Raw genomic sequence first — 15519 nt, 5'->3', positions numbered from 1 at the left:
TTTTACCATGGTCAACGTGACCAATGGTGCCCACGTTCAAGTGCGGCTTATTACGCTCAAATTTTGATTTAGACACAGTTACACCTCTTCCTGTTTCTTAAGTCCTGGGATCAACCCTTTTTAATGATCGCTTCGGCAATGCTCGAAGGTGCCTCTGAATAACCAGAGAACTCCATCGCGTATGACGCCCGGCCTTGCGTTGCAGAACGCAGGTCAGTGGCGTAACCGAACATTTCCGACAACGGAACCTCCGCACGGATGACCTTACCAGCGGGACCTTCGTCCATGCCCTGGATAACGCCACGACGACGGTTCAAGTCGCCAACAACGTCACCCATATAGTCTTCCGGAGTCACAACTTCCACTCGCATGATTGGCTCAAGCAACGCAGGACTAGCTTCAAGCGCGCCCTTCTTCATCGCCATGGAACCGGCGATCTTAAAGGCCATCTCGTTGGAGTCGACGTCGTGGTAGGAACCGTCGTACAGGGTCGCCTTAATACGCAGAAGCGGATAACCGGCCAGACAGCCGTTCTGCATCTGCTCTTCGATACCCTGCTGAACTGCCGGGATGTATTCCTTGGGAACCACACCACCAACAATCTCATTCACGAAGATAAAGTTTTCGCCATCTTCTTCATCCAGCGGCAGTGGCTCAAGCTTAATCTTGACGTGACCGTACTGACCACGGCCACCGGACTGCCGAACAAACTTGCCTTCCACATCAACTGGCTTGCGGATGCGCTCACGGTACGCCACCTGGGGCTTACCAATGTTCGCCTCAACCTTGAATTCGCGACGCATGCGGTCAACGATGATGTCGAGGTGAAGCTCACCCATACCAGAGATAATGGTCTGACCGGACTCTTCGTCGGTACGGACGCGGAACGACGGGTCTTCCTGAGCCAGCTTGCCCAGGGCAACGCCCATCTTCTCCTGGTCTGCCTTGGACTTCGGCTCAACGGCTACCGAGATAACCGGCTCCGGGAACTCCATGCGTTCAAGAATGATTTTATTATTCTCGTCACACAGGGTGTCACCAGTCGTTACGTTCTTAAGGCCGATCGCAGCAGCGATATCACCAGCAAGCACTTCTTTGATTTCCTGGCGATCCTTCGAGTGCATCTGAACCATACGGCCGACACGCTCTTTCTTGCCCTTAACCGAGTTGTACACCGCGTTACCGGATTCCAATCTGCCGGAATAAACCCGGAAGAACGTCAGCGTGCCGACGAACGGATCGGTGGCGATCTTGAACGCAAGCGCAGAAAACGGCGCGTTATCGTCAGCCTGACGAGTTTCTTCAGTGCCATCCTCATCCACTTCACCGCGGATGGCCTTGACTTCGTCCGGTGCCGGCAGGAACTCAATAACAGCATCCAGCACTGCCTGAACGCCCTTGTTCTTGAAGGCGGAACCACAAGTCGCGACAACGATCTCGTTAGCCAGAGTCCGTATGCGCAGACCCTTTTTGATATCGTCGTTGGACAGCTCACCCTCGTCGAGATACTTTTCCATCAACTCTTCATTGGCTTCAGCCGCCGCTTCCATCATCTGCTCACGATACATGGCGACTTCGTCAACCATCTCGGCGGGCACATCTTTCTCGTCATAAGTCGCACCGGAATCGGCTTCGTTCCAGTAAATCGCCTTGTTCCGAATCAGATCCACGATGCCTGCGAAGTTATCTTCGGCACCGATGGGCAACTGAACGGGAACTGCGTTGGCACCGAGACGGTTTTTGATCTGGTCTACGACGCGCAGGAAGTTCGCACCGGCACGGTCCATCTTATTGACGAACACCATGCGGGGAACTTCATACTTGTTGGCCTGACGCCAAACGGTTTCGGACTGCGGCTCAACACCAGAGGAACCACAGAACACAACGACAGCGCCATCAAGCACACGCAGTGAACGCTCTACCTCGATGGTAAAGTCAACGTGCCCCGGGGTATCGATGATATTGACCCGGTGCTCCGGATACTGCTTGTCCATGCCCTGCCAGAAACAGGTCGTTGCAGCAGAAGTGATGGTGATACCACGCTCCTGCTCCTGTTCCATCCAGTCCATGGTGGCTGCGCCATCATGAACTTCACCGATCTTGTGGGAAATCCCCGTGTAGAACAGGACCCGCTCGGTGGTTGTGGTCTTGCCCGCATCGACGTGCGCACAAATACCAATGTTTCTGTAACGCTTGATAGGAGTCTTACGTGCCACTGTATAAACCTCGGCTGATTAGAAACGGAAGTGGGAGAACGCCTTGTTGGCCTCTGCCATGCGATGTACGTCTTCACGCTTCTTAACAGCGGAGCCTTTGCTGTCAGCGGCATCAAGAATCTCGCCTGCCAGACGCTGGGCCATGGACTTTTCACCGCGCTTCCGTGAATATTCTACGAGCCAGCGCATCGCCAGCGCGTTCTGACGGGAAGGCCGTACTTCTACAGGCACCTGGTACGTAGCACCACCCACGCGACGGGACTTAACCTCAACCATCGGCTGGATGTTCTCCAGGGCCTTCTCGAACATGTCGATCGGCTCTTCCTTTGACTTTTCGGCGACGATGTCGAGAGCACCATAAACAATGCGCTCTGCAACTGACTTCTTACCGCTTTCCATCACGTGGTTGATGAACTTGGCAAGACGTGCACTGCCGAATTTCGGATCCGGGATAATTTCCCGTTTTGCTGCAACTCTTCTTCTAGGCATCGATAAGCCCTTATTTATCTAAAAGGTCTTCAGGAACCCCTGAGATAGCATACTGCTACTCAGCCTTACTCTCACCGTTCTGACAAGCAACGATAAAAGACACCCGTTCGGGACATCAGGACTTGGGTCGTTTAGTACCGTACTTGGAGCGACCCTGCCTACGGTTCTGTACACCCTGGGTGTCCAGCGTTCCGCGAACAGTGTGATAGCGCACACCCGGAAGGTCTTTTACTCGACCGCCACGGATAAGCACAACACTGTGCTCCTGAAGGTTGTGACCTTCACCACCAATGTAAGAGGAAACCTCGAAGCCGTTGGTCAGACGAACACGGCACACTTTACGCAGTGCTGAGTTCGGCTTCTTCGGCGTTGTGGTATACACACGAGTGCAGACACCACGGCGCTGAGGACAAGCCTGGAGAGCAGGAACATCGCTCTTGGCTACCTTGCGCTTACGAGGCTTACGCACCAACTGATTAATCGTTGCCATGTAAGCAAACTCCAAAAAACCATATCAATGAAACTTGCCCCCAGTAAGCTGAGGGCAAAATTTAAGGGACGCAAGTTTAAGCCTGCGCCCCTGCACAGTCAAGATGACTGATCTCTTTTTGACCACCCGCGGCATAAGTAACTACCGGCGGGTGGTATCCTGCTCAACTCAGCTTTCGCGGTTAAGCTCGGCGCTCAGAGCTTCTTCCACATCGGCCGCGGTCACGCCCTGCTCTTCCAGGTCGCGCTTGCGACGACGTTCGTTGTGGTATGCCAGACCGGTACCGGCTGGTATCAGTCGACCGACCACGACGTTCTCCTTCAGGCCGCGCAGGTAATCACGCTTACCGGTAACCGCACCTTCGGTGAGTACCCGCGTGGTTTCCTGGAACGAGGCTGCAGAGATAAACGACTCGGTCGCCAGCGACGCCTTGGTGATGCCCAGCAGCAGACGCTCGAACCGCGCGGGTTCCTTGTCTGCCGCGTCCGCTTTTTCGTTCGCTTCCAGGACATGGTTGATTTCAACCTGATCACCAGACAGCAGCGTGGTATCACCCGGATCGCTGATTTCGACCTTGCGCAGCATCTGACGAACGATAACTTCAATGTGCTTATCGTTGATAACAACACCCTGCAGACGGTAAACGTCCTGGATCTCGTTAGTGATGTACTTCGCCAGCTCCACCACACCCAGCAGACGAAGAATGTCATGCGGGTTGGACGGGCCGTCTGAAATCACTTCACCCTTTTCAACGGTTTCGCCTTCGAACACGTTCATCTGACGATGCTTGGGAATAAGCACTTCGTAGGCGTCACTGTCTTTCGGCGTGATGACCAGTCGCTTCTTGCCCTTGGTTTCCTTACCGAACGACACCGTGCCGCTGATTTCAGCCAGAATAGAGGACTCTTTCGGACGGCGCGCCTCGAACAGATCGGCGACTCGCGGCAGACCACCGGTGATGTCTCGGGTCTTCGAACTCTCTTGCGGAATCCGCGCTACCACATCACCCAATTGAACGTCAGCACCGTTGGCCATGGTGACCAGAGCGTTGGCGGGCAGGAAGAAGATCGCCGTGCCGCCGCCGGGCAACTCGACATCTTCGCCTTTGCTATCCAGCAACTGAATAGCAGGACGAATATCTTTACCAGCAGCAGGACGCTCTTTCGAATCGATGACCTCCATGGTCGACAGACCGGTGAGCTCATCCGTCTGGGTACGGACAGTAATGCCCTGATCCATGTTGACGAACTTCGCGGTACCGCCCGCTTCGGCGATGATCGGGTGGGTGTGCGGATCCCACTTGGCAACCGCCACTCCGGCCTCAACGCTGTCACCATGCTTAACAGACAGAACAGCACCGTAGGGGAGCTTGTACCACTCACGCTCACGGCCCTGGTCGTCGGCGACAGCCAGTGCGGACGAGCGCGAAATGACCACCAGAGAACCATCAGCCTTCTCAATGGACTTCAAGTTGTGCAGACGAACGGTGCCGCCATGCTTGACCTGAATGTTATCCACCGCAGACGCCCGGCTGGCCGCACCACCAATGTGGAAGGTACGCATGGTCAACTGTGTACCTGGCTCACCGATGGACTGTGCCGCGATAACGCCGACCGCTTCGCCGACGTTAACCCGGTGACCACGAGCGAGATCGCGACCATAGCACTTCGAACAGATGCCGTGGCGGGTCTCACAGGTAATTGCAGAGCGCACCCAGACCTCGTCCACACCCGCACGTTCCAGTGCTTCAACGGCCTTCTCATCCAGCAGAGTGCCGGACGGAACCACCGCGTTGTCCTTATCGGTCGGCGTGAACGCATCACGCGCCGTAACACGACCCAGCACACGATCGCCCAGAGGCACAACAACGTCACCGCCTTCGATGTGCGGCGTCATCAGCAGGCTTTCAGAGGTGCCGCAATCTTCTTCGGTCACTACCAGGTCCTGGGACACATCGACCAGTCGGCGGGTCAGATAACCGGAGTTCGCCGTCTTCAGAGCGGTATCCGCCAGACCTTTACGAGCACCGTGTGTCGAGATGAAGTACTGCAGTACGTTCAGCCCTTCACGGAAGTTCGCGGTGATCGGCGTTTCGATGATGGAACCATCCGGCTTTGCCATCAAGCCACGCATACCGGCCAACTGACGGATCTGGGCGGGTGAACCCCGAGCACCAGAATCAGCCATCATATACACGGAGTTAAAAGACTCCTGCATTTCGTCTTCGCCGTTCTCACCTTTAACCGGCTTCCCGTCGGGTCCGATCACCTGCTCTTTTGACAGGCGATCCATCATGGCTTTGGACACTTTGTCGTTAGCACGGGACCAGATATCGATAACCTTGTTGTACTTCTCGCCCTGAGTCAGCAGACCCGACGCGTACTGGGTTTCGATATCCTTGACTTCTTCGGACGCAGCATCCACCAGCTCGTACTTCTCCGGGGGGATCTCAAAATCGTTGAAACCAATCGAGATGCCGGAGACGGTCGCATAGTGATAACCCATGTACATGAGCTGGTCAGCAAAGATAACGGTATCTTTCAGACCGGCATCACGGTAACAGGTGTTGATCAGGTTGGAGATCGCCTTCTTGACCATCGGCTTGTTGACGACTTCGTAGTACAGGCCGTCCGGCACGATATCAAACAACAGCGCGCGGCCAACGGTGGTATCAACGATGCGCATTTCTTCCACGCGCTCGCCGTTTTCATCGTAGGTCACCTGCTTGACACGAACCTTCACGATCGCCTGCAGGTCAACCTTGCCAGCACCATAGGCCCGATGAGCTTCCTGGACATCGGCAAACACCATGCCTTCGCCGAGCGCGCTCTTACGCTCACGGGTCATGTAGTAAAGGCCAAGTACCACGTCCTGGGACGGTACGATGATAGGCTCACCGTTGGCAGGCGACAGCACGTTGTTGGTGGACATCATCAGTGCCCGGGCTTCCAGTTGCGCTTCCAGCGTCAGCGGCAGGTGTACCGCCATCTGGTCACCGTCGAAGTCGGCGTTGTAGGCCGCACACACCAGCGGGTGAAGCTGGATGGCCTTACCCTCGATGAGAACCGGCTCGAACGCCTGAATGCCCAGACGGTGCAGGGTCGGAGCCCGGTTCAGCATGATCGGGTGCTCGCGAATGACTTCGTCCAGGATATCCCAGACCACGCCTTCCTCGCGCTCGACCATCTTTTTGGCGGCCTTGATGGTGGTCGCCAGGCCACGGTGCTCCAACTTGGAGAAAATAAACGGCTTGAACAGCTCCAGCGCCATCTTCTTGGGAAGACCGCACTGGTGCAGACGCAAGTAAGGACCTACCACGATCACCGAACGACCGGAGTAATCCACACGCTTACCAAGCAGGTTCTGACGGAAACGACCCTGCTTACCCTTGATCATGTCAGCCAGGGACTTCAGCGGGCGCTTGTTGGTGCCGGTAATGGCACGACCGCGACGACCGTTGTCCAGAAGCGCGTCTACCGCTTCTTGCAACATCCGCTTTTCGTTACGCACAATAATGTCTGGCGCATTCAGCTCCAGCAGCCGCTTGAGGCGGTTGTTGCGGTTGATCACCCGACGATACAGATCGTTCAGGTCGGATGTCGCAAAACGCCCACCGTCCAGCGGAACCAGCGGACGCAGGTCCGGCGGAAGAACCGGCAGCACGGTCAGCACCATGTCGCCAGGCTTGTTACCGGAATACAGGAACGCTTCAAGAATCTTCAGGCGCTTGCTGAACTTCTTGATCTTGGTTTCAGAATTGGTCTGCGGGATTTCCTCGCGCAGAGTCTCCACTTCTTCCTGCAGATCAATACCTTCCAGCAATTCCTTGACGGCCTCGGCACCCATACGGGCGTCAAACTCGTCACCGAACTCTTCCAGCGCTTCGTAATACTGCTCGTCGTTCAGCAACTGGCCCTTCTCCAGGGTCGTCATCCCCGGCTCAATAACAATGAAGGACTCAAAGTACAGAACGCGTTCGATATCACGCAGCGTCATATCCAGCATCAGACCGATACGGGACGGCAGCGACTTCAGGAACCAGATATGGGCGACCGGGCTGGCCAGCTCAATATGACCCATGCGCTCGCGACGAACGCTGGCAAGTGCCACTTCCACGCCACACTTCTCGCAGATGACACCGCGGTGTTTGAGGCGCTTGTACTTACCGCACAGGCACTCATAGTCCTTGATCGGGCCGAAGATCTTGGCACAGAACAGGCCGTCACGCTCCGGCTTGAAGGTGCGGTAGTTAATAGTCTCAGGCTTTTTGACCTCGCCAAAAGACCATGAGCGAATCATGTCGGGCGATGCCAGCCCAATACGGATGGCATCAAATTCCTTGCTTTGATTCTGGCTCTTGAGAAGATTCAGCAAATCTTTCATCAGTAAAAGCTCCGGATGGCGTTAATCTCGGGCGGGCACGGATCGTGCCCGCTCACGCTGCCAAAAAAACAATTCGGCTCACTCGGATTCCAGCTCGATGTCGATACCCAGCGAGCGGATTTCCTTGACAAGAACGTTGAAAGATTCGGGCATGCCCGGCTCCATACGATGATCACCATCGACAATGTTCTTGTACATCTTGGTCCGACCGTTTACATCATCAGACTTAACGGTAAGCATTTCCTGCAACGTATACGCTGCACCGTAGGCTTCCAGAGCCCACACTTCCATCTCACCGAAGCGCTGACCACCGAACTGCGCCTTACCACCCAGCGGCTGCTGGGTAACCAGGCTGTACGAACCTGTAGAACGAGCGTGCATTTTGTCGTCGATCAGGTGGTTCAGCTTAAGAATGTACATGTAACCCACCGTCACCGGGCGGTCAAACGAATCGCCCGTGCGGCCGTCGTACAACTTGGTCTGCCCGGTGGTATCCAGGCCGGCCAGCTCAAGCATCCGCTTCACCTCGGCTTCCTTGGCTCCGTCAAACACTGGCGTCGCCATGGGCACGCCGGAGCGCAGGTTGCCAGCCAGATCAAGGATCTCCTTATCACTGAACGAATCCAGATCAACCTGGGTCACTTCATCCGAGTGATTGTAGATCTCATCCAGCAACTGGCGTAGCTCCGCAATTTTGCGCTGCTCGTCCAGCATTTGGCTGATGCGTTCGCCCAAACCTTTCGCCGCAGCACCCAGGTGTGTTTCCAGGACCTGACCCACGTTCATCCGTGACGGAACGCCCAACGGGTTGAGAACGATATCGACCGTCGTGCCATGGTCATCGTAAGGCATGTCCTCTATGGGCATGACCGCAGAGATAACACCCTTGTTACCGTGACGGCCCGCCATCTTGTCGCCCGGCTGTATGCGGCGCTTGATGGCAAGATAGACCTTAACGATCTTGAGTACGCCCGGAGCCAGATCATCGCCCTGCTGGAGCTTGCCTTTCTTGTCATCAAAGCGCGCTTCATGCTCTTTCTTGCGATCGTCCAGACCCTGCTCGGATTTCTCCAGCAACTCGTTCAGGCTCTCGTCCTTCATGCGGAGCTTGAACCAGTCGGCCTTCGGCAGCTCGGCAAGATAGGCTTCATCCAGCTTGGCACCCTTCTTCAGACCGGGACCACTGATGACTTCCTGCCCTTTCAGGCCTTGGGTCAAACGCTCGTAGGTCGCGCCTTCAACGATGCGGTACTCGTCTTTCAAATCCTTGCGGTACTTATCCAGCTGCTCTTTCTCAATAGCCTGAGCACGCTGATCTTTCTCGATACCATCGCGGGTAAAGACCTGCACGTCGATGATCGTGCCACGGGTGCCGGTGGGCACTCGTGAGGACGTGTCCTTCACGTCCGACGCCTTCTCACCGAAAATGGCACGCAGCAGTTTCTCCTCCGGCGTCAGCTGGGTTTCGCCCTTCGGCGTCACCTTGCCAACCAGAATATCCCCGGGGCCTACTTCGGCACCAATATAAACGATGCCGGACTCGTCCAGCTTGGACAGCGCACTTTCACCAACGTTCGGAATGTCCGCGGTAATTTCTTCGCTACCCAGTTTCGTGTCCCGAGCCACACAGGTGAGTTCCTGAATGTGAATGGTGGTCAGGCGATCTTCCTGCACCACTTTCTCGGAAATGAGGATGGAGTCCTCAAAGTTGTAACCGTTCCAGGGCATGAACGCGATGCGCATGTTCTGGCCCAGCGCCAACTCACCCAGATCGATCGACGGACCGTCAGCCAGTACGTCACCACGGGCAACCACATCGCCCTGGCGCACGATGGAGCGCTGATTGATACAGGTGTTCTGGTTCGAACGGGTGTACTTGGTGAGGTTGTAGATATCCACACCCGCATCACCCGCTTCGGTTTCGATGTCGTTGACACGGACAACCACACGGGCGGCATCCACGCTCTCAATCACACCGCCGCGACCAGCGGTGACACACACACCAGAATCCTGTGCCACAGTACGCTCAACGCCGGTACCAACAAGCGGTACCTCAGAGCGCAGTGTCGGCACGGCCTGGCGCTGCATGTTGGAGCCCATCAGAGCACGGTTGGCGTCGTCGTGTTCCAGGAACGGAATCAGCGACGCGGCAACCGATACAACCTGACGTGGAGACACGTCCATGAAGTTAACGTTTTCCGGTGGCGTGACGGTAAATTCGTTCTGGTGCCGAACGGTCACTAGCTCATCAGAAAGCCGCTTGCTTTCGTCCATAGCCGCACTGGCCTGGGCGATGATGTAATTGCTTTCCTCGATCGCTGAAAGGTAGACCACATCGTCTGTTACCAGGCCGTCAACCACTTTCCGATACGGGCTCTCAAGGAAGCCGTAGGAATTGGAGCGGGCATAGGTTGCCAACGAGTTGATCAGACCGATGTTCGGGCCTTCCGGCGTTTCGATAGGACATACACGACCGTAATGGGTCGGGTGTACGTCACGAACCTCAAAACCAGCACGCTCACGCGTCAGACCGCCAGGACCAAGAGCCGAGATACGACGCTTGTGGGTCACTTCAGACAGCGGATTGTTCTGGTCCATAAACTGCGACAGCTGGCTGGACCCGAAGAATTCTTTGACCGCGGCGGCAACCGGCTTGGCGTTGATCAGATCCTGAGGCATCAGGCCTTCGCTTTCAGCCAGGCTCAAACGCTCACGAACCGCACGCTCAACACGCACCAACCCGACGCGGAACTGGTTTTCAGCCATTTCGCCAACGCAACGTACACGGCGGTTACCCAGGTTATCGATATCATCAACCTGGCCCTGACCGTTCCGGATATCGATCAGCGTCCTCAGGACGTCGATGATGTCGGGATGGGTCAACGTACCTTCGCCGGTGCTTTCTTCACGACGCAGGCGACGATTCAGCTTCATCCGGCCAACGCCTGAAAGGTCGTACCGCTCTTCAGAGAAGAACAGATTGTTAAACAGGTTCTCTGCCGATTCCTTGGTGGGCGGCTCACCAGGACGCATCATGCGGTAAATCTCGACCAACGCCTCAAGCGGCGTGCGGGTCGGATCGATGCGCAAGGTGTCGGACATGAACGGTCCGCAGTCCAGGTCGTTGGTGTACAGAGTTTCAATCTCAGTAACACCCGCATCGAGGATTTTGGTGACGACCTCTTCGGTCAACTCACTGTTGGCCTCGACCAGCACTTCGCCCGACTTGGTATCCACCATATCTTTGGCCAGCACTCGACCGTATAGATACTCAGTCGGCACTTCCAGCTCGTTGATGTCAGCTTTTTCCAGCTGCTTAATGTGACGAGCGGTAATCCGGCGACCTTCTTCAACGATCAGGTTGCCTTCATTATCTTTGATATCAAACGTGGCAATATCGCCACGCAGACGGCTAGGCACAAGCTCCAGCTTGCACACTTCCGCACCGACGGCAAACTTACTGGTCTCAAAGAACATCTCGAGCATTTGCTCGGATGTGTAGCCCAGGCCACGCAACAAAATGGATGCAGGCAGCTTACGGCGACGGTCGATACGAACGAAAACACAATCTTTCGCATCGAATTCGAAATCCAGCCAGGAGCCACGATAAGGAATTACCCGGGCCGAATACAGCAGCTTCCCGGAAGAGTGGGTCTTGCCCTTGTCGTGATCGAAGAACACACCGGGCGAACGGTGGAGCTGGGAAACAATAACCCGCTCGGTACCGTTGATAACAAAGGTGCCGTTCTCGGTCATCAAGGGCATTTCGCCCATGTAGACTTCCTGCTCTTTGATGTCCTTGATCGCCTTGTTGGACGACTCCTTATCGTAAATGATAAGGCGGACTTTAACGCGCAGCGGTGCTGCGTAGGTTACGCCCCTAAGCTGGCATTCCTTGACATCAAATACCGGCTCACCGATACGGTAACTCACGTATTCAAGCGCGGCGTTGCCAGAGTAACTGACAATCGGGAATACGGATTTGAAGGCTGCGTGAAGACCGGTTTCCCGGCGCTCCTCAGCTGCAGCGTTCATTTGGAGGAAGTCCCGGAATGAATCCAGCTGAATAGACAGCAAATAGGGGACGTCCATCACGGAAGGCAATTTACTAAAATCTTTGCGAATCCGCTTTTTCTCAGTGTAGGAGTAAGTCATCTGCATTCCCCAGCTTTAGACCTGATACCTGGTATCAAGAAGCAACCATTTTCCTGCTTCGGGGCCGAATTGCTCGGCTTATTGCGCCGTCTTGAACAAGACTTGGGCTGTAGGTTATAGAGATAGCTGTCTTTCAATGTAGGAACCACCTTCTCTATAGCATATACAACAGAAAAAGGCCGGTGGCGCATGGCCACCAGCCCTCCCATGCCTATGGCATGGTAGCGATCATTTGAGCGCTATTACTTAAGCTCAACTGAAGCGCCTGCTTCCTCAAGCTTTTTCTTCGCAGCGTCGGCGTCGTCCTTGCTAGCGCCTTCCTTAATAGTAGAAGGAGCACTGTCGACCATTTCTTTCGCTTCTTTCAGGCCGAGACCTGTTAGTTCACGAACTGCTTTAATGACGTTGACTTTCTTCTCACCAGGACCGGTCAGAATAACATCAAACTCAGTCTGCTCTTCAGCAGCAACAGCTTCACCGGCCGCAGCAGGTGCAGCAGCTACAGCAGCAGCAGCTGATACGCCAAACTTCTCTTCCATTGCTTCAACCAGCGCAACGACGTCCATTACGCTCATTTCAGCAATTGCATTCAAAATATCGTCTTTAGACAGAGCCATGACTTTCTCCCAAAAATATAAAAATGGTGTTCAACAGAATCAAGCAGCATCTTGCTTCTGGTCGCGAACTGCCGCTACAGCACGAGTCACTTTAGAAGGAACTTCGTTCAGTGTCCGTGCAAGCTTGGTAATCGGTGCCTGTGTTACGGCTGCCAGCATCGTCAACGCCTCGTGGCGTGTCGGGAGCTTGGCGAGGCGGTCAATCTGATCTGCAGCCATTAGCACACCGCCAACAGCCAGACCCTTGATTTCAAATGCCTCTTTCTCTTTTGCGAAATCCTTCAGCAACCTTGCGGCCGCACCCGGATCTTCCATAGAGAACGCCAGAATTGTCGGACCAACCAATACATCTTTGATGCATTCGAACTCAGTACCCGCAATCGCAAGTTTTGCCAGGTTGTTACGAACAACCTTAAGGCGAACCTGTTCAGCACGAGCCTTCGCACGCAACGCCGTCATATCACCAGAGGTAACACCACGGTAGTCAGCCAGTACGACAGACAGAGCACCACCGGCAGTCTCGTTGACTTCAGCGACGATCGCTTTCTTGTCTTCGAGTCTAATTGCCACTGGATTTCTCCTCGATTTCGCCGGGGTTATCCCGGCAAACCCATCATTACCCTTGCGGGCGCCTTAACGGTGTTTGGGTTCAGAGAGAACGTCTTCACACCGTCTGCGCAGGCGTTGCTTTAACCCTTCCAGACGCTCTTTCAGAAGAAAGAGCACTTCAGGGGCCTGCGGTCTTTGACAGCCTTGGCTTCCGCCTAGACTACAAAGCAACTACCAATCAAAGGATCAGATACTCAGACCGCTCTGATCGATAGTCAGGCCAGGACCCATAGTCGAGGAAACGGTGATCTTTTTCAGATACACGCCCTTCGCCGACGATGGCTTGGCCTTTTTCAGATCCGCCACGAGAGCTTCAAGGTTTTCCTTGATGTTCTCGGCAGAAAATTCAACATTACCCAGCGGAGCGTGGATAATACCGTTTTTGTCGGTACGGTAACGAACCTGGCCTGCCTTGGCATTCTTGACGGCAGTCTCAACGTCCGGGGTAACCGTTCCAACTTTCGGATTTGGCATCAGGCCGCGGGGACCCAGAATCTGGCCCAACTGGCCAACAACACGCATGGCGTCCGGCGTGGCGATAACCACGTCAAAGTCCATGTTGCCTTTTTTAACTTCCTCAGCGAGGTCGTCCATACCCACGATGTCCGCGCCGGCAGCGGTTGCCTTGTCCGCGTTTGCACCTTGCGTGAACACAGCCACACGAACCGTTTTGCCAGTACCGTTTGGCAGAACCGTGCTGCTACGAACCACTTGGTCGGATTTACGTGCATCCACACCCAAGTTCACTGCAACATCGAGGGACTCTTTAAATTTTACGTTCTGACCCAGCTCAACCAGCAGCGCAACCGCTTCGTCTACAGAGTAGGCACGGTTTGAATCTACTTTCTCGCGGATCAGCTTCTGACGCTTGCTCAGCTTTGCCATGTTACAGGCCCTCCACATTCAGGCCCATACTACGGGCTGTACCTGCAATGGTTCGAACCGCTGCATCCATATCGGCTGCAGTCAGGTCCGGCTCTTTGGATTTGGCAATTTCTTCGAGCTGGTCGCGAGTCACGGTACCGACCTTATCGGTATTCGGACGGCCAGAACCGCTCTTAATGCCAGCTGCCTTCTTCAGCAGAACCGCTGCAGGCGGAGTCTTGGTAATGAAGGTAAAGCTACGATCACTGTATACCGTGATGACCGTAGGAATCGGCAGCCCCGGCTCCATATCCTGGGTCTGGGCGTTGAACGCTTTACAGAACTCCATGATATTTACGCCGCGCTGACCCAGCGCAGGACCAACGGGGGGACTCGGGTTGGCCTTGCCGGCAGCAACCTGAAGCTTGATGTACGCTTCAATCTTCTTAGCCATGATCTTTCTCCTGTGGGTTCATGCGCCTTTCGGCTCCCCTGTATTTACAACTGCCAATAGCAGACACAAAAAGCCCGCAGCGACGAAGCGCGCGAGCTTTCAGCATATAGGGCCGTCGATCAGTCTTTTTCGACCTGCCCAAACTCCAGCTCTACCGGGGTTGAACGGCCGAAAATCAGTACGGCAACCTTGACCCGACTCTTGTCGTAATCAACTTCTTCAACCACGCCATTGAAGTCTGCGAACGGACCCTCAGTGACGCGAACCACTTCACCTGGCTCAAACAGCGTCTTGGGCTTAGGCTTGTCCACGCCGCTTTCGACGCGACGAAGAATGGCCTCAGCCTCTCGCTCCGTAATCGGAGCGGGCTTATCCTTGGTGCCACCGATAAAACCAAGCACTCTCGGTGTATTTTTTACCAAGTGCCAGGTGCCATCGTCCATTTCCATCTGAACAAGCACATAACCAGGATAGAACTTGCGCTCGCTCTTGCGCTTTTTGCCATCGCGCATCTCAACGACTTCTTCGGTGGGAACAAGAATCTCACCGAACCTGTCTTCCATCTCGTTGAGAGCAATTCGCTCTGTCAGAGTGCGCATTACGTGCTTTTCGAAGCCAGAATACGCGTGAACGACGTACCAGCGCTTAGCCATTGCCCACTCCTGTTAACCGATAAATCCGGCGACCAGCATACTGATCAGCGAATCCATTCCCCACAACAACAACGCCACAACCAACACAAACACCACCACGATAACGGTGGTCTGTATCAATTCGGGCCTTGTGGGCCATACAACCTTCCGAATCTCAACCCGCGCTTCTTTCAGCAGCGTCGCAAAACGACGACCACGGTCAGTCTGCAGCGCAACAAAAGCCGCCACCAGCGCAAGAGCCACGAGAGCCAGAACACGGTACAGCAGTGACTCGGCATTAAAATACTGATTTCCCACCACACCGATGGCAATCAGAACAAAGACTACCAGCCACTTTACTGGATCGAAACGGCTGGTTGACTGAACGGCTTTTGACTCCATAGGAATCAGCTTATGTATCCGGATGTTAAAAAATGGCAGGCCAGGAGGGAATCGAACCCCCAACCTGCGGTTTTGGAGACCGCTGCTCTGCCAATTGAGCTACTGGCCTGCACCGAAACAACTCAGTGCAACTACATCCGAGTAACCCGAAGGTTACTCGATGATCTTTGAGACTACGCCGGCACCAACGGTACGGCCACCTTCGCGA

Annotated in this window: 11 protein-coding genes, 1 tRNA gene and 1 pseudogene; all 13 read right to left on the bottom strand. The window is 54.9% G+C overall.

The features are described 5' to 3' along the window. Positions 1–76, bottom strand: a pseudogene (locus WD429_RS14885) (elongation factor Tu); the annotation flags it as partial. 34 nt (positions 77–110) lie between these two features. Further along, positions 111–2216, bottom strand: coding sequence for an elongation factor G (fusA, locus tag WD429_RS14880; RefSeq protein WP_368422969.1), 2106 nt, complete (start codon positions 2214–2216; stop codon positions 111–113). An 18-nt stretch (positions 2217–2234) separates the two neighbouring features. Next, on the bottom strand, positions 2235–2705 hold the full coding sequence (gene rpsG, locus WD429_RS14875) for a 30S ribosomal protein S7 (RefSeq protein ID WP_048497735.1): 471 nt from the start codon (positions 2703–2705) through the stop codon (positions 2235–2237). 115 nt (positions 2706–2820) lie between these two features. Further along, positions 2821–3195: a 30S ribosomal protein S12 gene (gene rpsL, locus WD429_RS14870; RefSeq protein WP_368422968.1), complete on the bottom strand. Its 375-nt coding sequence runs from the start codon at positions 3193–3195 to the stop codon at positions 2821–2823. A 168-nt stretch (positions 3196–3363) separates the two neighbouring features. Beyond that, complete coding sequence (gene rpoC / locus WD429_RS14865) at positions 3364–7578, bottom strand: DNA-directed RNA polymerase subunit beta' (protein ID WP_368422967.1); 4215 nt, start codon at positions 7576–7578, stop codon at positions 3364–3366. A 78-nt stretch (positions 7579–7656) separates the two neighbouring features. After that, positions 7657–11733: a DNA-directed RNA polymerase subunit beta gene (rpoB, locus tag WD429_RS14860; RefSeq protein WP_368422966.1), complete on the bottom strand. Its 4077-nt coding sequence runs from the start codon at positions 11731–11733 to the stop codon at positions 7657–7659. A gap of 242 nt (positions 11734–11975) precedes the next feature. Continuing rightward, positions 11976–12350: a 50S ribosomal protein L7/L12 gene (rplL, locus tag WD429_RS14855; RefSeq protein WP_368059650.1), complete on the bottom strand. Its 375-nt coding sequence runs from the start codon at positions 12348–12350 to the stop codon at positions 11976–11978. A 39-nt stretch (positions 12351–12389) separates the two neighbouring features. Continuing rightward, positions 12390–12920: a 50S ribosomal protein L10 gene (rplJ, locus tag WD429_RS14850; protein ID WP_368059652.1), complete on the bottom strand. Its 531-nt coding sequence runs from the start codon at positions 12918–12920 to the stop codon at positions 12390–12392. A 225-nt stretch (positions 12921–13145) separates the two neighbouring features. Then, complete coding sequence (gene rplA / locus WD429_RS14845; RefSeq protein ID WP_368422965.1) at positions 13146–13844, bottom strand: 50S ribosomal protein L1; 699 nt, start codon at positions 13842–13844, stop codon at positions 13146–13148. Position 13845: 1 nt separating this feature from the next. Further along, positions 13846–14277 (bottom strand): 50S ribosomal protein L11, encoded by a 432-nt coding sequence (gene rplK / locus WD429_RS14840; protein WP_368422964.1) that lies wholly within the window; start codon positions 14275–14277, stop codon positions 13846–13848. 119 nt (positions 14278–14396) lie between these two features. Beyond that, the gene (gene nusG / locus WD429_RS14835; protein WP_368422963.1) at positions 14397–14930 is read right to left on the bottom strand and encodes a transcription termination/antitermination protein NusG; all 534 of its coding nucleotides are present in this window, start codon (positions 14928–14930) and stop codon (positions 14397–14399) included. A gap of 12 nt (positions 14931–14942) precedes the next feature. Further along, positions 14943–15311, bottom strand: a complete 369-nt coding sequence (gene secE / locus WD429_RS14830) for a preprotein translocase subunit SecE (protein WP_368422962.1) — start codon at positions 15309–15311, stop codon at positions 14943–14945. A gap of 33 nt (positions 15312–15344) precedes the next feature. Further along, a tRNA-Trp gene (locus WD429_RS14825) sits at positions 15345–15420 on the bottom strand. Positions 15421–15519 lie beyond the last annotated feature (99 nt).

It is taken from the genome of Marinobacter sp., from assembly GCF_040904845.1.
Taxonomy (GTDB): Bacteria; Pseudomonadota; Gammaproteobacteria; order Pseudomonadales; family Oleiphilaceae; genus Marinobacter.
This window is presented reverse-complemented; position numbering and strand designations above follow the sequence as displayed.